This window comes from Thermostichus sp. MS-CIW-41, from assembly GCF_054058915.1.
The window spans coordinates 1-18709 of the sequence record NZ_JBSSBO010000034.1 but is presented as its reverse complement, the minus strand read 5'-3'; the positions used below and the strand labels follow the sequence as shown (position 1 = coordinate 18709).

Sequence of the window (18709 nt, the reverse complement as noted above, 5' to 3'; positions counted from 1 at the left end):
GATCCAGTCTCTCGGGGTTGGATCCCTGAGTAAGCTGGGGGAGCAGATGGATCCAACCGATCTCCAGAAGCAGACCCTACCAGGCAAGGAGCAAGCCGATGATCCCCGATGCCGTCCAGGCGGGCAAGGAAGCCCTGCGGCAGGGCCGCCTTCAAGAGGCCATCCAACTTTTTGAAGGCTACCTGGCCCAATCCCGTCAGCAGGACAAAGCATTAGGGATCCCGGCAGACTCATCTGACGGCGAAGCCCTGGAAGCCCAAATGAACCTGGTGCGGGCCTACCACCAGTTGGGCCAGACGGAGAAGGCACGGTCCCTCTGCCTAGAGCTGCTGCAACACCCCAACCCCCAGGCGCAAGGCTGGGCCAAGAAGATCTTGCTTCGCCTGCCCACTGCAACAGAGTCCCTGGCTGCTCCGTCCGCCAAACCTGTCGAACCGCGTTCTGCTCCCCCAGAGGAGCCGTCTCCTGGAGCGGGATCCCTGTCCACCCGTCAACGGGCCGCCCAACTGGGTATGAAGATCCCCCTGCCGGAGCGGGCCGGCCCCCTGCATTGGGCCAAGTGGGGATCCCTGGGGGTGGGCATTGTCTTCCTTTGGTGGCTGAGCTTTGTGTTGGTAGGCAGCCATCTGGATTTTGGCCGTTTGAATGTTCCCCGGCAGCTTTGGTTTTTGCAGGGGCTGCTGCCCTGGCTGCGCAATGGCCTGCGGTGGTTGGTGGCCGGCAGCCTGGCGGTCAACTTTGGAGTAGGCCTTCTCTTTTTTGCCCCCTGGCTGATGGATCAGCTCCACCAACGGCTGCACAAGTTGCGTTGGGCCAGGCTTGGCGAAATCGAACGCCACAGCCCCGAAACGGCGCGCCTGCTGCAGCGCATCTGTGCCCAAAACCAGCTAAAACAGCCCCGACTGGGGGTGATCCCGGATGCTGGGCCGCTGGCCTTTGTTTACGGCACTTTTTCTGATGGCTGCCGCATTGTGGTCACCCAAGCCCTGTTGCAGCAGCTTTCTGAGGATGAGATTGCCGCCGTCTACGCCCAGGCCCTGGGGCGAATTGTTAATGGAGATATCCTGGTCATGACCCTGCTGGGATCCCCGATTCAACTGGTTTACCTGGCCCTAGAGCAGGTGAGCCAACTGGGAAGCAAACGGCGGGATCTCATCGGGCATGTGGCCCCGCTGCTCTACCTCATCTACACGGTGCTTTCCTATCCCCTGTTTTTCCTCTCCCGCCTGGGCACCTACCATGCCGACCATTTTGCCGTACAGGCGACTGGCAACCCGAACGGGCTGATTGCTGCTCTGCTCAAATCGGCTGCTGGCCTGCAGGAGGCCCACAAAAACGACCGCCGACCTTCCTCGCTGTTGCACTGCACCCGCCTGTTCAGCTTTTTGGACTTCAAAACCATCGCCGCTGCCAGTGCTGCCGCCCGCCTCCAGGATCCCTCCCAAGCTGGCCAAGTCTTTCTTTGGGATCAAATCAACCCTTGGGCCCGCTGGATGCAGGTCAATTCCAGCCATCCGCTGCCGGGGCACCGCTTCAAGGTCTTGGCGGGATATGGAGAGCGGCTGCGCCTCCTGCCGGAGCTGAGCCTGGGATCCGGGTCCAAGTTGGATGTGGCCCGCCTGCAAAGCCGGTTTTGGCTGGATCTGGCCATCTACGCAGCCGAAGTGGTCGGGATCCTCATTGGCTGGCTGGTGGGGCTGATCCTCTACCTGCTGCTGCAAAACCGTCTCGATCCCAAGGTGATCGCGGCAGCAGCGGTGGTGGGCTACGGGGTGGGCTTGTGGGCCAAAGCGGGGTTGATGTACGGGGGATCCCTGCCGGCAAGGCCGACGGATGTGCTCAGCTTGCTGGCGGATCCCGACGCGAATCCCCGCCGCGGACAATGGGTGGAGCTGGAGGGGGAGTTGGTGGGACTGGGCCCCTCCGGCTATCAACTGGGGGCAGAGCTGAAGCTGCAAGAGGCCACAGGGCTGATCCCGGTGCGCTTTACTTCCCCTTTGGGGCCGGTGGGCAATGTCTTTTCCGGCCTGAAGCGGATCCGCGCCCTGGTGGGCCGGCGCGTCAAAGTGGTGGGCTGGTTCCGCCGCGGCAATACTGCTTGGGTGGATCTGGCCTACGTCCAGGTGGGATCCAATAAGCTGCACAGCCGACCGCGCCTTTGGCTGGTTGTGTTCGGCTTGGGAGTCATCCTGCTGGGGATTTGGGGGGCGTTCTATTTCCCCAACTTGGCCTCTTACCTGCGGCGGTGGTGAGCCAGGCTGATACATTTACGCTGAACACTGCTGAACATCACTGTTCAACTGTGCAGCGATAGCATTCTGTTTGTTTCCAAACAGAATGGCGGTATCCCGCAAAGCTTTGAGTAGAATACCCAAAGCGCAGTTTCCGTGTCGTCTTACTACCAATTTTCTGCTTTGCTTTGGCTACCATGTTGGCAGACTCGAAAGTAAACAGAAAGATCAACTGGTAGTAATCCGTACTGAGCATATTATACATTATTTTCAGTATAGTTGAGCTTATTATTGACTAGAGTCATGCTCTCTTCCAGTTGGCTGAGAAAACTAGCGGCGAGAGGGCGTTAACTGTGCCTTGCGCAGGCGCACCGACTGGGGCGTGATCTCCACCAGCTCATCCTCGCCGATGTATTCCAAAGCCCGCTCCAGGGTCATCTCCACCGGCGCTTGCAAGTGCACCAGCTCCTCCCCGCCCGCAGCCCGGTGGTTGGTCAGTTGCTTGGTCTTGCAGACGTTCAGCTCCAAGTCTTGGGGACGGTTGTGCTCGCCCACGATCATGCCCTTGTAAACGCGGGTACCTGGCGTAATAAAGAATACACCTCGATCTTCCGCATTCTTGAGGGCATAGGTAGTGGCCACCCCTTCTTCAAAAGCGATCAGCACCCCGTTGCGGCGCATTTCCATCTCAGAAGTCAGGGGACGGTATTCTAGAAAGCTGTGGCTCATGATCCCCTCGCCGCGGGTGATGCGGATAAACTCCCCTCGAAAGCCGATCAGCCCTCGCGCCGGAATGACAAACTCCAGCTGAGCCCGACCATCGGATCCCACCATCATGTTCTGCATTTCTCCCCGCCGTTGCCCCAGCCGCTCGATGCATGCCCCCACCGTCGCTTCCGGCACATCCAGCACCAAACACTCATAGGGCTCATAGGGCTGGCCGTTGACCTCGCGGAAAATTACCTTCGGTTGCCCCACCTGAAACTCATAGCCTTCCCGCCGCATGGTTTCTAGCAGGATGCCCAGGTGCAGCTCGCCTCGCCCCGACACCAAAAAGCGATCCGGCGAGTCGGTTTCTTCCACCCGCAGCGCCACGTTGGTTTCCAGCTCCCGCATCAGGCGCTCCCGCAGTTGCCGCGAAGTTACAAAAGTACCCTCTTGCCCGGCGAAGGGGGAGTCGTTGACGCAGATCATCACCTGCAATGTGGGCTCGTCCACTTTGATGAGCGGCAGAGCCTGGGGATTTTCGGGAGAGGTGAGGGTGTGGCCAATGTTGGCCTCGGCAAACCCCGCCACAGCAACAATGTGGCCGGCGGTGGCTTCCGTCAGCTCGATGCGCTGCAGGCCCTGAAAGCCGAACAGCTTGGTTACTTTGCCCTTGGCAATGGATCCATCTTCTTTCACCACTGCCAATGGATCCCCCAGACGGATGGTGCCGTTGTGGATCTTGCCGATCACGATCCGGCCCAGGTATTCCGAATACTCCAGCGTGGTGACCTGCAGCTGCAGCGGCTTGCCGGGATCCCCAATGGGAGGTGGGACATGCTTGAGAATGGCCTCGAAAAGAGGCTTCATATCCAGGGATCCGCTGTACTTCCCTTCCAGAAAGGCTTTGAGATGGGCTTCTTCCAGGGCAAAGCCGCGCAACCCAGAGGCAAATAGATAGGGGAAGTCGCACTGGTCTTCGTCTGCCCCCAGCTCCAAGAACAAATCCAGCACCCTGTCGACGGCTTTGTAGGGCTCGGCGCGAGGCCGATCAATCTTGTTGACCACTACGATGGGGCGCAGGCCCTTCTCCAAGGCTTTGCGCAGCACAAAGCGGGTTTGCGGCATCGGGCCTTCGTTGGCATCCACGATCAACAGGCAGCCCTCCACCATCCCCAGCACCCGCTCCACCTCGCCCCCGAAATCGGCGTGGCCAGGGGTGTCGACGATGTTGATCAAGGTTTCGCCGTAGCGGACGGCTGTGTTTTTGGCCAAGATGGTAATGCCCCGCTCCCGCTCCAGCGTGTTGGAGTCCATCACACAGGTGGGAATGTCTTCCCCCTCCCGAAAGATGCCCGCCTGGCGTAACAGGGCATCCACAAGGGTAGTTTTGCCGTGGTCGACGTGGGCGATGATGGCAACGTTGCGGATGGGGAGTGACATATTAACCATTGACCAGCAGGATGTCGCCCTACAAGCAGGAGTGCCCTAGGGATCTCTTTACAACTCTAACGCAAAGGAGCGTTACGTTGCTAAACACTCCTGGCTTTGGGCTTGGCCCCAGCACTCCCAAAGGGTTATCCCGACTGCCTCAATATCCAGAGGGATCCCCTACATATCGGCGCCGCGCAGATAGAGCAGCAGGATGACCGCCGGGCCTGCCAAGACAATCAAGGCCAGCAGGGCCAACTGCACAAAAACTTCGTATTGTCCGAACATAATCCCAGATCCTGTGGCTTACGCTTTGTATCCTAAGGGGTGCCCTCCACCCCAGATGGGAGAGCTGTTACAATTCTTCAAGTCATGCGCTCTTCGCCAAGGGATCCCTAGCGCTCCTGCTGGGCTTGAAACACCACCGGATCCAGGTTGAACAGTTCCTGCAAGATCCGCATGGCTGCCCGCCGCGCCTCAATATCCCGTTTGGCCCGCAGTTGCACCATCGGGTCGTGCAGGATCTTGTTGACGATGCCGCGGGTCAGGGCGTCGATCACCTCCAGGTGCTTCTCGGCAAAGTCCTTGCCCAGGCGGGAGAGAGCTTTTTCCATCTCCTGCTCGCGGATGGACTCCACCTTGTGGCGCAGGCTGGAAATGGTGGGCACCGTCTCCAGAGAACGCCACCACTCCATGAATTGATCCACCTCTTCTTCCACCAGGGCTTCGGCAGCCAGAGCCAGCTTTTGCCGTTGGGCGCGGTTTTCTTCCACGACGCGGGAGAGGTGATCCACATTGAACACCTGTACCCCCTTCAGCTTTTCCACGTCGGGATCGATGTTGCGGGGCACAGAGATATCCACCAACAACAGCGGCTGATCTGGCTGCAGCACCCCTGCCAGTTGCTGGTAGGTGAGGATCGGCTGGGTGGCACCGGTGCTGGTGAAGACCAAGTTGGACTCGGCCACACTGTTCAGCAGCGACTCCCAAGGCAGCACCTGGATCGGCTGCTCGAATTGCTTGGCCAGGGCTTCGGCCCGCTCCAGGGAGCGGTTGACCACCGTGATATCGACTGCCCCTTTGGCCAACAGGTGCTGCACCAACAGACGGGCCATTCTCCCCGCCCCCACCACGGTAACTTTGCCCTGAGAGAGGGATCCCTGCTCTTGCAGAGCCAACTCCACCGCTGCCGAGCTGATGGACATGGCGCCGGTGCCGATCTCCGTTTCGGTACGGACGCGCTTGCCGGCGGTGATGGCCGCCTTAAAGAGGCGATTGAGGATGCGATCCATGCCGTTGCAGGCTTGGCCCAGTTGCTGGGCTTTTTTCACTTGCGAGAGGATCTGCCCTTCTCCCAGCACCAAGCTGTCCAGACCGGCAGCCACCCGCATCAGGTGGGTTACGGCATCTTGGTAGAGAAGGGTAAACAGGTGCGGACGCAGTTGGGGCAAGGGGATCCCTTTCAGCTCAGCCAAGAACTGCATCGTCTGCCGGACACCACTCTCCATTTCCGAGGTGACGATGTAGACCTCCAGCCGGTTACAGGTGCTGAGGATCGCAGCCTCCTCAATGTGGGGGTGGGTGCGAAGCTGCTGGATCGTCTCTCCCACCTCCGCCTCCGCGATGCTGAGGCGCTCCCGAATCTCTACGGGAGCTGTGCGATGGCTAAGACCGACAACCGCGATAAACATGCCTCTCCGTCGTCTGTGCAGCAACAACAAAAGTTATTAAAAACAAAAACTCTGAACAAAAGCAAATATTGTTTCAGAGAGAAAGCAAGAGCTGTGACCGATACGAGGGGATCCCTTGACTCGGTTCCAGCAAGCTTAGGTAACTTTTCTCAGCCTACCTAAACCCTAAGACCAGTATCGAACCGGTTTTGCCGGATTTTGCTGAAGAGTTATTACGTTTTCACAGGTTGGGGCTTGATAGATTTCGTAACTTTCCCAAAAAGGCAAGGGCGACCTCCAGCAGGGGAAAGCCGCCCCGATCTCCGAGGATGTTGGGTAGGGGATCCCTCAGCGCAGTTGCAGGCCGCGGGGCTGTTGGCCGTCTTTCATGTGGATGGTGTCCACAAAGCGCACCGTGCGGGATTGGCTGGAGATCACCAAGGTCTCGGTGCGGGCCCCGCCCCCGAAGAAGCGCACCCCGCGCATCAAGTCGCCATCGGTGATCCCGGTGGCAGCAAAGAGCACTTCCTTGCCACTGGCCAGCTCTTCACACTCCCACACCTTGTCGGGATCCTCGATGCCTTTTTCTTTGAGTTCCCGTCGCGTTTCCTCCACAGGCGGCAGGTAAGTGCCCGCCTGAACTACTTCGGGATCGTAGATCAGCCGACCCTGGAAGTGGGCGCCCAAGCACCGCAGAGCGGCTGCCGAGATCACCCCCTCAGGAGCAGCTCCGATCCCCATCAGGGCATGAATGCCGGTGCCATTGAAGCCTGCCGAGAGAGCCGCCGAGATGTCGCCATCGGTAATCAGCTTCACCCGCGCCCCCGCCTCTCGAATTTGGCGAATCAGATCGAGGTGGCGCTTGCGATCCATGACCACCACCGTCAGATCGGAGATCTCCCGATCCAGGCTTTCGGCGATGATCTTCAGGTTTTTCTCGGGGGGATAGTCGATGTGCACCTTGCCCTTGGCCTGGGGCGGAGCTGCCAGCTTTTGCATGTAGATGTCCGGGGCATGGAGAAGGCCACCTTTCTCGGAGATGGCCAGCACCGCCATGGAGCCATTTTGGCCTTTGGCCACCAGGTTGGTGCCCTCGCAAGGATCCACAGCAATATCGATCTCCACCAGCTCTTCCACACGGCAGAACTGCTCAGCATCCGGGCGGGTACAGATGCCCACCTCTTCGCCGATGTAGAGCATGGGGGCCTCATCGCGGGTTCCTTCCCCGATGACGATGCGACCGCGCATAGGGATCTGGTTGAGTTTCTCCCGCATGGCCTCTACAGCCACCTGGTCGGCGGTCTTGTTGTCCCCTTTGCCCATCCAGCGGGCGGCGGCAATGGCAGCCTGCTCCACGACTTCGATGATCTCTAGCCCCAACTTGTTGTCCACGGTGTGCCCCCTTGCTGATCTCGGAATGGTGAAGGCCAACTTAAGGATATCTTCAGACTCTTCCTCTCAGTTTACCAGGGCAGGCTTCTCCTCGAGATCCGATTCTCTCAACCCCTATAAGCTGAGAGAACAAATCCCCCAAAGCTAGACAGAAAGAGCGATCCCCGTCTTGGTGGCTCGCTATTGCCGCTTGGGGATCAGGGATGGTAGCCTATTTTAAGGGCAATAAGTTTTTCTTAACACCATTAAAAAAACGCAATGAAAAGATACGCTTTTGTCAACCGTTCCGGACAGGTTCAGGTGATCCGCACGATCCCCGGCCACTGGGAGCGCACCCTCTTTCCCGGCCAGCAGGCGATTTTTGAGGCGGAGCCGGACGACTATCTGGAAGTCTACAGTTGCTGCTGCTCCACCACCATCCTGGAAGAGCGCCGCCTCTGTCGCTATCTGGTGGATTCTTCCTCGCCTGAGGTTGACCTCTACCTGTGGTCATCTTCGCAACGGGGAACTCTGGCGGATGCGTTGAATGGTTGACAGGCTCTAGCGGCTGGCTGCCCCATAGGGTCAAGAGGACTGGGTTTGCCCAGGATAACTAGATTGGGGATCGCTTCTCCTGAGGCCGATCCCCGGATTTTTCAGAGGGCGGATGCGGATCTGGAGAAGGGGCATCGGGGGGACGGGTCAGGCAACTGCCCCGCGCAGCATTGTGAAAGGTATCGATGCGCTCCACGCAATTTTGATGGCCGCAATAGGGGCAATACAGGCGATCCCCAGGTTGGGGCTCCACATCGGCCTGGCTCCACCACCGCCGACAGCGGTCACAACAAAAGTGATAGAGGAACTCCAGCGCCACTCTCATGGGATCCCTTGCAGAGCTGAGCCGATCAGCATGGAAAAATGGGCATTATCCGGATCCCGGCAGTTGGGATCCCTCCCTAGCCCTCGGATTAAGACAAACTCATTATGAGTATGGTATGTTAGGTTTGGTTTACATTTGCACTTTACCGCAAGGAGCGTTGATTTATGTCTCAGGAAGGATGCCTGCGAGTGGGGCAGCCCGCTCCCGATTTTTCCGCCACCGCCGTCTATGACATGGAATTCAAGACGGTGAAGCTCTCCGACTACAGGGGTAAGAAGTATGTGGTGCTGTTCTTCTACCCCTTGGACTTCACCTTTGTCTGCCCAACGGAGATCACGGCCTTTAGCGACCGCTATGACGACTTTGCCAAGCTGGATACCGAGATCCTGGGCGTCTCGGTGGATAGCGAATACTCTCACCTGGCCTGGATTCAAACCGACCGCAAGGCTGGAGGGGTGGGCGAGCTGAGGTATCCTCTGGTCTCTGACCTGAAAAAGGAGATCAGCGCTGCCTACAATGTTCTGGATCCGGAAGCGGGTGTGGCGCTGCGCGGCCTGTTCATCATCGACAAAGAAGGGATCATCCAGCACGCCACCATTAACAACCTGGCCTTTGGCCGCAGTGTGGATGAAACCTTGCGCACCCTGCAAGCTATCCAATACGTGCAATCTCACCCCGATGAAGTTTGCCCGGCCAACTGGCAGCCCGGCCAGAAAACCATGCACCCCGACCCAGTGAAATCCAAGGAGTTCTTCGCGGCGATTGCCAAGTAGGTTGGCCCAGATCCTGCCTCAGGGATCCCGGGCTTTTTCGGGTATGGCTCTAGCCCCGGGTGGGCTGGGGCTTTTCTTCGCCAGGGGCAGCCCGACTCTTCCCAAAAGGGACAAGCAACAGCAGAGGGGCTGGGGGTGAGGGCCGTCGGCAACCGCTCCAGAACCAGGTGCCCGCGAACAAATAAAGATCCCCTGAATTGACCAGGGGATCCGACAAGACAAGGGCCGCTGGACTTAGTCCCAGGGTTTCCCGCCGGTGAACTTGTAGGTAATCGGCTCCTTGTTTTTGCCGATGTTGCGATCCACTTTGCCGACGGGCTCACGGCCTTCGTTGACCTTCTCGGGAAAGACGCCGTCTTTGGGATGCACCAACACAGGCTCTCCACCTGCCGGAATGCGGAAGATCTGGTAGTCGTTGATCTTGTAGTCGGATCTCAACTGGGCACCCAGCGCCAAACACTGCTCTTTGCGGGCAAAGGTGAGAAAGTTTTTGCCTTCCACCATTTCGGCAGCGCCGCCGGTGGGCATTTCAAACACCTGCCCCGGCTTGCCCGTCCAGGTGATGACGTATTTTTCTTCGGTTTCGGCTGCGCTCAACAGCCCCCCGGTAGATCCCCCAAATAGAGGCAGCTTTGCTCCCTGACGAGGATCGCCTTCCATCACAGCCATAGTCTACCTTTCTCAACTCGTTGTGGTTTGCGGTGGTTTGCCTTGTCCAAACCGCGGTTTGCGGCGCGAAGCACTTTGAATCTACCACTGACTCGATTTTTGGCCCCAGTTCCGCCTGGGAACTGTAATCTTTCGTAGCAGACTGGCTGGCCCTCAGACGGATCCCTGGGCGCCCTGTAGGCCACCATAGAACAAGCCGGAGACCCACAGCTTTCTGGAAAAGGAACAGCGCCCATGGCCCAGTGGTCCCTCCATCCCAGCTCGCAATCCAACGCTAGGGTCATTCTCATTCCCACCGCCTTTGGCCACGATACTCAGGCTCCGATGGCCATTCTCAATGCCGGTTCGGAGCTGTGTGCCTTCGAGCCGAGGTTGGGGATCGATGTGGATAGGCTGGCGGTGGCGCAGTTGCCGGGGCTGGTGGATGAGCCTCCCTACGGCATGTGTGAGGCGGCGGTGACTCAAGCTTGGAGACGACAACAATGGCCGGTGCTGTTGCCTTCGGTCTTGGCCGCCAGTTGGGGGGCCATTCGTGCCCTCTGGAAGCACTACCCAACTCTGAGTGTGGTGCATTGCAGCGCTCATGCCAACCTGATGCCGCCCCCAGAGATGACCCAGCCGGATCAAGATACAAGCTATGGCAGTGCTGCCTGGGTGGAGTTGCTCTATCAGCACAAGCTGCCGGTGATCCATGTGGGATTGCGCAGCGGCAGTGCGCGGGCCTACGCATGGCTGAAAGCCCACCACAGCCCAATATTCTGGGCCCAAGATGGCTGGGATCCCCAGCAGGTGGTGGCCTCTTTGCCGGATCAACCGGTGTTTTTGGTGGTGGACTGCAGTGTGTTGGATCCTTCCTTAGCGCCCGCCGTGCATCACCCAGAGCCAGGGGGGGTGAGTTGGTTGCAACTGTTGCAGACCTGTGAGGCCATCTTTGCTGCTCGTCCTGTGGTTGGCCTTTCGCTGGGAGGGGTGGCGGTGGGATCCGCAACGCGGCAAACCGCTCGCGTGGTGGCCCGCCTGCTCAATTGGTTGCTGGCCTGCTATGCCCTTCACTCCCTGAAGGTGACTGCTCAACCGCAACCTGCCCAGACTGTTTAAGCTGCTCAGGTCTGAACATTCATTTGGGATGGTCGAATGAACCTCTATCGCCGAATAATCTTCCCGCGGCTGTTGGATTTAGCTCTCTCGGGGGAAGGGATGGAGCGCTATCGGCGGCAGCTTCTGGCTCATGTGCAGGGATCCGTTCTGGAGATTGGTTTTGGCACCGGCTATCCTGCTACCCAGAGCACATTCGCAAGATCACAGGGGTAGATCCCAATCCCGGCATGGGATCCCTGGCTCGTCGGCGCATTGCCTCTTCTCCCATCGCCGTTGATTGGCAGGTGGCGGATGCCCAGAAACTGCCTTTTCCAAGCCAGAGTTTTGATAGCGTGGTTAGCACCTGGACATTGTGCAGCATTCCTAATGTGGCCAAGGCTTTGAGAGAGATCCGGCGGGTGTTGCGAGCAGGGGGAAAGCTGTTTTTTCTCGAACACGGCCTCAGCGAGGATCCCCAGGTGCAAAGATGGCAAAATCGTCTTAACCCTATACAAAAGGTAATCGCAGATGGCTGCAACCTAAACCGAGATATGGCTCGGTTGATCCAGGGAGCGGGGTTTCGGTTTGAGCAACTGGAGCGGTTTTATATGCCTGACCAGCCGAGATTCATTGGCTACACCTATCAAGGCATAGCGCTTCCCGCCGCGGAAGGAAACTTCCAGTTCTAGAAGACTTGAGCAGCCACCAATTTTCCAACAGCTCTCTACCTGTTCGCCTTTCTAATCACACAGTCTAATCACACAGTTGCAGACGGGATTGCGGCTGCCGCATGGCCGGGTCGATCTCGTAGGTCAGCTCAAAGTTGATCACCCGCCAGCGCTGAGGGGATCCACCCACACCCTCTGGGATTTGGGAGCTGAAGCTGACGGGCAAACCATAGAGGCGAGGTGGGCCGGGGCGACGGTGGGATCCCTGCTCCAGATAAGGGGTGAGCAGCTGGCGGTAGCGCTCGGCCACGATCACCTGAGTGGCTCGCATTCCTTGCATGCGCAGCCGATCCAATTCTTCATGAATCTCAAAACGGATCCCATCGGCGTGGGTGTGCTGACGAAACCAGCGACCTTCCCAAAAGCGCCAGCGCCGTCCGGATTGCAGGTGTACCAGCTCCTCTTGTTCGGCATCCGCCTCAAACGCACCGTGGCGAGGGCAGAGGTAGGTATCGGTCAGGGTGAGGGCCGCAATCGTTTGCCGACAGTGGGGGCACTGAATGCTGGGGCCGAAGATCGGGTAGGAAAAGGCAACAGTCATAGGAAACCCCACAAAACGCGGCTGGATATCTGGGCAAATCCGCAGTTGTCCACATTATAGATGTTGCCTTTTGGGGATCCCCATGACAAAACCGGAGGAGATCTTCTAAATTAGGAGGTAGGGGGGATGCGCTCGAAGTCTGTACTGATTCTGGGCGAGCCTCAAGGAGCTCCGCGATAGCAACGGGGAGTGGGTGGTACCCACTTCTTTGCTTTTTGAGGGGGCTTACTGTCCCCTTTGCCAGCTCCGGCTCAAAGGGGTTTGGATCTGGCGGCAACACCCGGTTGGTGACGAGTAGGTTATGGTTCACCCTCTTATTCCACAGTTGGAGAGCTTGGCCCGTCCCTTGGCCGCTCAACTGGGATACCAGTTGGTGCAGATGGTTTTCCACACCAACCAGCATCCGCCAGTTCTGCGGGTGGATATTCGTCCACTGGATCCCGACCGAGAAACCAGCCATGCCGATTGCGAAGCCATGAGCCAAGCCTTGGAAGTCGAGCTGGATCGGGTGGATCTGATCCCCGGCCAGTATGTGTTGGAGGTGTCCAGCCCTGGCATCAGCAACCTTCTCACCAGCGATCGCGACTTTGTGGTTTTCAAAGGGTTTGCGGTGGAGGTGACCTTGGATCCACCCTACAAGGGCAAAGCCGTTTGGTCAGGACACCTGCTGGGTCGGGATGAGGAGAGGGTTGCCTTATCCCTCAAGGGGCGGCGAGTCCAGTTGCCCCGCGCTTCGGTGCAGCGGGTTGCCCTCTCATCGGAAACTGACTAGGAGACCGGAGATAGAGAGAGCGTTTGACCGCAGGTGGTGCGGCCCTCCCTTCGCATCAGAGATGCGGGTTCAGTTCCCGCTGTGGAGCAATAGCAACAGCAAGTTTCACGAAGTTTGTGCAGGAGGACAGTGGTTATGGCGATGGTGCCTCTGCCGGGTTTGGCGGAAATGGTGGAGATGATCTCGCGGGAGCGCAACTTGCCCCGCCATGTGGTCACCGATGCCCTGCGAGAGGCGCTGCTCAAGGGCTACGAACGCTACCGCAAAACCATCCAGCGAGATGTGGTCTTTGCAGAAGACCACTTCCGCAATTTCGATGTGGAGTTGGATGTGGAGGCAGGAGGCTTTCGCGTTTTGGCCACCAAAGCCATCGTTGAGCAGGTACAGGATCCGGATCACGAGATCTCTCTGTACGACGTGCAGCAGGATTACCCAGAAGCCGAAGTAGGCTGGGAAGTCACAGATGATGTCACCCCACAACAGGCGGAATTTGGCCGCATGGCGGCCATCCAAACCAAGCAGGTGCTGGCGCAAAAGTTACGGGATCAGCAGCGCCGTCTGATTCAGGAAGAGTTCCGCGATCTGGAAAAAACCGTACTGCAGGCACGGGTGCTGCGCACCGAGCGGCAGACGGTGATCATGTCGGTATCCAGCGGTTTCGGACAACCTGAGGTGGAAGCAGAACTGCCCAAGAAGGAACAGCTGGCCAGCGATCGCTACACTCCCAACGCGGTGATGAAGGTCTATCTCAAGAAAGTCTATGAGGGATCCCGGCGGGGGCCACAGCTTTTGGTTTCCCGGGCCGATGCTGGCTTGGTGGTGAACCTGTTTGCCAACGAGGTGCCAGAAATTGAAGAGGATATCGTGCGGATTGTGGCAGTGGCGCGGGAGGCCAACCCCCCTTCCCGAAATGTGGGGCCACGTACCAAGATTGCGGTCGATACGGTGGAGCGGGACGTGGATCCAGTGGGGGCCTGTATTGGCGCGAGGGGATCCCGGATTCAGGCGGTGGTAGCGGAGCTGCGCAACGAGAAAATCGATGTCATCCGCTGGTCGCCGGATCCTGCCACCTACATTGCCAACGCCCTCAGCCCGGCCAAGGTGGTGGAGGTGCGGCTAGTGGATCCGGAAATCCAGCAAGCTCATGTGTTGGTCAACAGCGACCAGCTCAGTTTGGCCATTGGCAAAGAGGGGCAAAATGTGCGCCTAGCAGCCCGCCTCACCGGTTGGAAAATTGACATCAAGGAAGTGGAGAGCTACCGCGCAGCGCTGGAGGAAGCCCAAGCCCAAGGGCTGCCCTATCCCTTCATCACTCCGGCGGCACTGGAGCGCTTCCGGCGGCGGGCCGAACGGGCTGCTCTGGGCCTAGAGGATGAGGAATACGAAGAAAAGCGCCGCCTGGAGGAAGAGGAGCTGGCGGGGGACGATAGGCTGGAAGAAGACTGGGCTGACGAAGAGGAGGACTTCGACTACGACGCCGAGTTCGACATTGCCCAGCCAAAAGGGTAACCCTCTATTCTCACTCTGCCCGTAGAGAGTGGCTTCTATTGGAGGTCTGGGCCTTGGGATGAGTCTTGCTGCATGGGGTCACGGTTTCTATCCTGAAGCAATGTATTGAGCAGCAGAGTTCTCATGGTTTGGGCGCTTCGAGGCAGCATTCGCGAAGTGCGCTGCAGGCATATCTCCTTATTGAGTTCTCCTCGCGGGGTTTCCCACCAATTGGCTAAGCTGGAGAGACAGGTACATCAAAACTCTTCCGAGCCAGAACCCAAACCTCAATCCAACACAGCGGGATCCCTTGGCTAGTTCAGAGTTTGCCCTGGAGCAGTTGCTCTTTGCCCCGGCCACGCCCGACCCCGACGCGGTGCGGGTGATCTATGCCTTTCCCAACACCTACGCAGTGGGGATCACCAGCCTGGGCTATCAAGTCATCTGGAGTCTGCTGGCCAGCCGCCGAGATGTGGCCGTCTCCCGCCTCTTTACAGATCTGGCTGAACCCCTGCCCCGGGAGCCGGAGCTGTTCGGCTTTTCCCTATCCTGGGAGCTGGATTATGTCCATATCCTGGCTCTGCTGGAACGGCACGGGATCCCTCCCAGATCTGAGGAGCGGGAAGAAGCCCACCCCTTGGTCTTTGGCGGCGGCCCGGTACTGACAGCCAACCCTGAGCCCTTTGCCGAGTTCTTTGACCTGATCTTGTTGGGGGATGGGGAAGGTCTTCTGGAGAAGATGATCGAGGCCTATCGGGAGGTGCGCCAGGGATCCCGGGCTGAGAAATTGCAGGCGCTAGCGCAGGTGCCAGGGATCTATGTGCCCGGCTTGTATGAACCCCAATACCGGGAGCCCGACGGCCCGGTGGAGAAGGTGCTCCCCAAAGTGGCCGGGATCCCTAGCTCCATTCGCAAACACACCTTCCGCGGCAACACCCTCTCGGTTTCCACAGTAGTCACCCCCAAAGCGGCCTGGGAGAGCATCTACATGGTGGAGGTGGTGCGCAGCTGCCCGGAGATGTGTCGGTTTTGCCTGGCCAGCTATCTCACCCTGCCTTTCCGGGTGGCGGATGTGGAGGGGCATTTGATCCCGGCGGTAGAGCGGGGGCTGCAGGTCACTCAGCGGATTGGGTTGCTGGGGGCTTCTGTAACCCAGCACCCGCAATTTGAGCAGTTGCTGGAGCACTTGGCCCAGGATCGCTTCGAGCAGGTGCGTCTCAGTTTGGCCTCGGTGCGCACCGCTACCGTAACCCCACGTCTGGCGCAGGTACTCTCCCGCCGGGGCAGCCAGTCCATTACGGTGGCCATCGAAAGCGGCTCAGAACAACTGCGCCAGATCATCAACAAGAAGTTAAGCAACCCGGAAATCTTGGCAGCAGCAGCCCACGCCCAGGCTGGAGGTCTGAAGGGCATTAAGTTCTACGGCATGGTAGGGATCCCGGCGGAAACCCAGGCAGATCTGGAGGCCACAGTAGCCCTTTTCCAAGAGCTCAAAAAAGCGGCTCCCGGCCTGCGCCTAACGCTGGGGTGCAGCACCTTTGTGCCCAAAGCCCACACCCCTTTTCAGTGGCACGGGGTGGATCCCCAAGCCGAGAAAAAACTGCAGTTTTTCCAGAAACATCTGCGTCCCCTGGGGGTGGAGTTTCGCCCGGAAAGCTATAGCTGGTCCGTGATCCAGGCCCTCATCTCGCGAGGGGATCGGCGGGTGGGAAAAGTCTTGCAGTTGGCGCGGGACTTTGGGGAATCCTTGGGGAGCTACCGGCGCGCTTTCAAAGCGCTTAAAGGGCAACTGCCGCCTCTGGATTACTACGTGCACAGCCACTGGGATCCAGGGGATCCCTTGCCTTGGCAACACATCGAAGGGCCCCTCACCCTGGAGCGACTGTTGCAACATCGCCAGGAAGCTCTTTCTGTTCGCATCCCTTAGAGATGTCTATTGGGGTTGTTTGCAGGCCGCGATGCTGCTGGCAATGACCGCCTCGGTTTCGGCCAAGCCTTTCCAGCCCAAGATCTGGGTTTCTTTCTTTTCCAGGCGCTTGTAGGTGGCGAAAAACTCCGCAATCTCATCCAGGCGGTGCTGGGCGATGTCTTCCAGCTTGGTCACTGCAGCATAGCGGGGATCCTTGGCAGGCACACACAGCAGCTTCTCATCCGGATCCCCGCCATCGATCATCTGCAACATGCCCAAGGGTCGCACCGTGACCACACACCCTGGGAAAGTGGGCTGATCCATGATCACCAAGCCATCCAAGGGATCCCCATCCCCGGCCAGCGTATTGGGCACAAAGCCGTAGTCATAAGGGTACTGCACCGAGGAGTAGAGCACCCGATCCAGCGCCATTGCTCCCATGTCTTTGTCAAACTCATACTTGTTTTTGCTGCCGCCGGGAATCTCAATCAAGATGTTGAGCAGGCCGGGCTTGGGTTGGGCAGGGATCCGCGACAGGTCGATCACAGCAAGCACCCTCGGATTGGGAATAGACAGCCAGAGGGTATTTTGACATACTCCTTGCCCCAAAGGACAGAGACTCTTGACACTTCGCCGGGAACAGTTCACGTCGGCGGGACGGAATCCTCAGCCAGCTTCCATTCTCTCCACCCACGTCTGGCTCAACGCTGGGAGACGCCCCATCCTCGGCAAGAGACTTGGTTTTTGTCTCCTCCTTTCGCTCAGCATGCTCAGAGCTGTCTTGGAAGGAGAGGATTCCAGATCCGGTTTTTTTGATCGACTTTGATCAGCTTGGACATACTCCTCGGGCAAGATTCGAACTTGCGACCAATCGGTTAACAGCCGACCGCTCTACCGCTGAGCTACCGAGGATCAAGTGTTTCTCATCATAGGGGAAGAAAGGACTGCTAGGCAACTGCCGGCGGGGGGTTCTTGTTGGGCCTTGGGATCCCTGTTCAGTGGAGCGGGCTTGATTTTGCTCAATTGCTCGCCTTTCTCAGGTCTATCTGACGGATCCAGGGGACAAACCCTGAAAACGCCCTCGTCAACCGAACGGAAGCCATTACAATGGTTACGGACATTTGCCAGCGCCCCTCATGGACTTCGGAGTCGGATTTCTCTCCAACAACGTCATGCTGCCGATCCTGGATTTTTTCTACGGGATCGTGCCCAGCTACGGACTGGCCATCATCTTCCTGACGTTGGTGATCCGCTTTGCCCTCTACCCGCTCAATGTGGGATCCATCCGCAACATGCGGCGCATGAAGGTGATCAGCCCGGTGATGCAGCGGCGGATGCGAGAACTCCAGGAGAAATACCGAGACGACCCGCAAAAGCTTCGCGAAGCCCAGGCCAAGCTTTACAGCGAGCTGGGGGCCAATCCCTTGGGGGGCTGCCTGCCACTGCTCATTCAAATGCCAGTGCTGTTTGCCCTGTTTGCCACCCTGCGGGGCTCCCCCTTTGCAGCGGTGACCTACGATGTCAACTTGCAGATCCTGCCGGCGGAAATGGCGGCTGAGGTGGTGCCTGCCCCCTACGTCAGCCCCAGCAAGAACATTTTTGTCACCGACTCTCTTCACAAGCCGGTGGTGCTGGTGGTGCCCAAAGGCACCAAGGTTGCCGTTGGGGAAGAGGTGCAATTTTTGCTTCAAGGGCCGGGGGGCAAACCTTTTGAGCAGTTGGTGGCCGAAGCGGGCGGGGATCCCAGTCTGTTACAGCCCACCTGGAAGATCACCAAAGGAGAAGATCGTGCCCAGATAAAGCCGGATGGCACCTTGCTGGCTCTGCAGCCGGGGGATGTGACCGTGCAGGTGTCCATTCCCGGTTTGGCCTCTGAGACTGGCTTTCTGTTCATCGACAAGTTGGGCCGTGTGGGAGCCTTCGACGAGGATGGCACCATCCACTGGGATATCATCGCCATGATCGTCATCTTTGGGGTGTCCATTTACCTGAACCAGTACCTAACCAATGCCGGACAGGATACCGGCAAAGAAGACCCCAGCCAGAGTTCCATGGCTCGCATCACCCCTGTGCTGTTCTCGGCGATGTTCCTGTTTTTCCCTTTGCCGGCAGGGGTTTTGCTCTACATCCTTGTCTCTAATATCTTCCAAACGGTGCAGACTTTCCTGCTCTCGCGGGAGCCGTTGCCGGAGAACTTGCAGCAATTGGTGGAAGAGGAGCGTCGTCGGGCTGCCCAGGCGATCACGGTGGAGGCCAAGGAAGTGGAGAAATCGACCAAGCCCAGAGCAGCCAAGGAGGGACGGGAATCCTTGCCCTTTGAGCCCTAGGGGATCCTCGCTGTTGGGGTGGACTTGTGGTGGAGTGTTGATACCTGATACATTTACGCTGAACACTGCTGAACATCACTGTTCAACTATGCAGCGATAGCATTCTGTTTGTTTCCATTCGCGTTAGCGGGACGGAG

Annotated in this window: 16 protein-coding genes, 1 tRNA gene and 1 pseudogene; 9 read left to right on the top strand and 9 right to left on the bottom strand. The window is 58.4% G+C overall.

The features are described 5' to 3' along the window. Nucleotides 1-98 precede the first annotated feature (98 nt). Entirely contained in the window at nucleotides 99-2252 is a 2154-nt protein-coding gene (locus ACVWXE_RS10325; protein ID WP_457490258.1) for a M48 family metalloprotease, read from the top strand. 309 nt (nucleotides 2253-2561) lie between these two features. Here the strand turns inward: ACVWXE_RS10325 and typA are convergent, their stop codons facing one another. From typA to glpX, 4 genes are all read right to left on the bottom strand, one after another. Further along, nucleotides 2562-4379 carry a translational GTPase TypA gene (typA, locus tag ACVWXE_RS10320; RefSeq protein WP_457490257.1) on the bottom strand — a complete coding sequence of 606 codons (1818 nt, stop codon included), beginning with the start codon at nucleotides 4377-4379 and terminating at the stop codon, nucleotides 2562-2564. 168 nt (nucleotides 4380-4547) lie between these two features. Next, complete coding sequence (gene psb30 / locus ACVWXE_RS10315; RefSeq protein ID WP_011433833.1) at nucleotides 4548-4655, bottom strand: photosystem II reaction center protein Ycf12/Psb30; 108 nt, start codon at nucleotides 4653-4655, stop codon at nucleotides 4548-4550. 107 nt (nucleotides 4656-4762) lie between these two features. After that, complete coding sequence (locus ACVWXE_RS10310; protein WP_457474514.1) at nucleotides 4763-6058, bottom strand: glutamyl-tRNA reductase; 1296 nt, start codon at nucleotides 6056-6058, stop codon at nucleotides 4763-4765. Between the two features lie 327 nt (nucleotides 6059-6385). Next, nucleotides 6386-7429: a class II fructose-bisphosphatase gene (gene glpX, locus ACVWXE_RS10305; RefSeq protein ID WP_011433831.1), complete on the bottom strand. Its 1044-nt coding sequence runs from the start codon at nucleotides 7427-7429 to the stop codon at nucleotides 6386-6388. Between the two features lie 258 nt (nucleotides 7430-7687). On the opposite strand from glpX, the gene ACVWXE_RS10300 reads away from it, so the two are divergent. Further along, nucleotides 7688-7963: a DUF1830 domain-containing protein gene (locus ACVWXE_RS10300; protein ID WP_457490256.1), complete on the top strand. Its 276-nt coding sequence runs from the start codon at nucleotides 7688-7690 to the stop codon at nucleotides 7961-7963. A 58-nt stretch (nucleotides 7964-8021) separates the two neighbouring features. Here ACVWXE_RS10300 and ACVWXE_RS10295 read toward each other — a convergent pair whose 3' ends face one another. Next, on the bottom strand, nucleotides 8022-8288 hold the full coding sequence (locus ACVWXE_RS10295) for a hypothetical protein (RefSeq protein ID WP_457490255.1): 267 nt from the start codon (nucleotides 8286-8288) through the stop codon (nucleotides 8022-8024). A gap of 164 nt (nucleotides 8289-8452) precedes the next feature. Here ACVWXE_RS10295 and ACVWXE_RS10290 point away from each other — a divergent pair, with 164 nt between their 5' ends. Then, a complete protein-coding gene (locus ACVWXE_RS10290; RefSeq protein ID WP_011433828.1) occupies nucleotides 8453-9061 on the top strand; it encodes a peroxiredoxin in 609 nt (202 codons plus the stop codon). Between the two features lie 234 nt (nucleotides 9062-9295). Here the strand turns inward: ACVWXE_RS10290 and ACVWXE_RS10285 are convergent, their stop codons facing one another. Continuing rightward, the gene (locus ACVWXE_RS10285) at nucleotides 9296-9721 is read right to left on the bottom strand and encodes a photosystem I reaction center subunit II PsaD (RefSeq protein ID WP_011433827.1); all 426 of its coding nucleotides are present in this window, start codon (nucleotides 9719-9721) and stop codon (nucleotides 9296-9298) included. A 243-nt stretch (nucleotides 9722-9964) separates the two neighbouring features. Between ACVWXE_RS10285 and ACVWXE_RS10280 the strand changes: the two genes are divergently transcribed. Together ACVWXE_RS10280 and ACVWXE_RS10275 are read left to right on the top strand one after the other, a co-directional pair. Next, entirely contained in the window at nucleotides 9965-10828 is an 864-nt protein-coding gene (locus ACVWXE_RS10280; RefSeq protein ID WP_457490254.1) for an arginase family protein, read from the top strand. A gap of 36 nt (nucleotides 10829-10864) precedes the next feature. Then, nucleotides 10865-11496: pseudogene (locus tag ACVWXE_RS10275) on the top strand (class I SAM-dependent methyltransferase). Between the two features lie 64 nt (nucleotides 11497-11560). Here ACVWXE_RS10275 and ACVWXE_RS10270 read toward each other — a convergent pair. Next, entirely contained in the window at nucleotides 11561-12076 is a 516-nt protein-coding gene (locus ACVWXE_RS10270) for a TIGR02652 family protein (protein ID WP_414350548.1), read from the bottom strand. A gap of 301 nt (nucleotides 12077-12377) precedes the next feature. On the opposite strand from ACVWXE_RS10270, the gene rimP reads away from it, so the two are divergent. From rimP to ACVWXE_RS10255, 3 genes are all read left to right on the top strand, one after another. Beyond that, nucleotides 12378-12848, top strand: coding sequence for a ribosome maturation factor RimP (gene rimP / locus ACVWXE_RS10265; protein ID WP_011433822.1), 471 nt, complete (start codon nucleotides 12378-12380; stop codon nucleotides 12846-12848). 135 nt (nucleotides 12849-12983) lie between these two features. Further along, a complete protein-coding gene (gene nusA, locus ACVWXE_RS10260; protein WP_414381589.1) occupies nucleotides 12984-14357 on the top strand; it encodes a transcription termination factor NusA in 1374 nt (457 codons plus the stop codon). 289 nt (nucleotides 14358-14646) lie between these two features. Then, a complete protein-coding gene (locus ACVWXE_RS10255; protein WP_457490253.1) occupies nucleotides 14647-16263 on the top strand; it encodes a B12-binding domain-containing radical SAM protein in 1617 nt (538 codons plus the stop codon). A gap of 6 nt (nucleotides 16264-16269) precedes the next feature. Here the strand turns inward: ACVWXE_RS10255 and ACVWXE_RS10250 are convergent, their stop codons facing one another. Together ACVWXE_RS10250 and ACVWXE_RS10245 are read right to left on the bottom strand one after the other, a co-directional pair. Beyond that, nucleotides 16270-16788 carry an inorganic diphosphatase gene (locus ACVWXE_RS10250; protein ID WP_041437514.1) on the bottom strand — a complete coding sequence of 173 codons (519 nt, stop codon included), beginning with the start codon at nucleotides 16786-16788 and terminating at the stop codon, nucleotides 16270-16272. 297 nt (nucleotides 16789-17085) lie between these two features. Next, nucleotides 17086-17157, bottom strand: a tRNA-Asn gene (locus ACVWXE_RS10245). 224 nt (nucleotides 17158-17381) lie between these two features. Here ACVWXE_RS10245 and yidC point away from each other — a divergent pair. Then, nucleotides 17382-18572, top strand: a complete 1191-nt coding sequence (yidC, locus tag ACVWXE_RS10240) for a membrane protein insertase YidC (RefSeq protein ID WP_457490252.1) — start codon at nucleotides 17382-17384, stop codon at nucleotides 18570-18572. Nucleotides 18573-18709 lie beyond the last annotated feature (137 nt).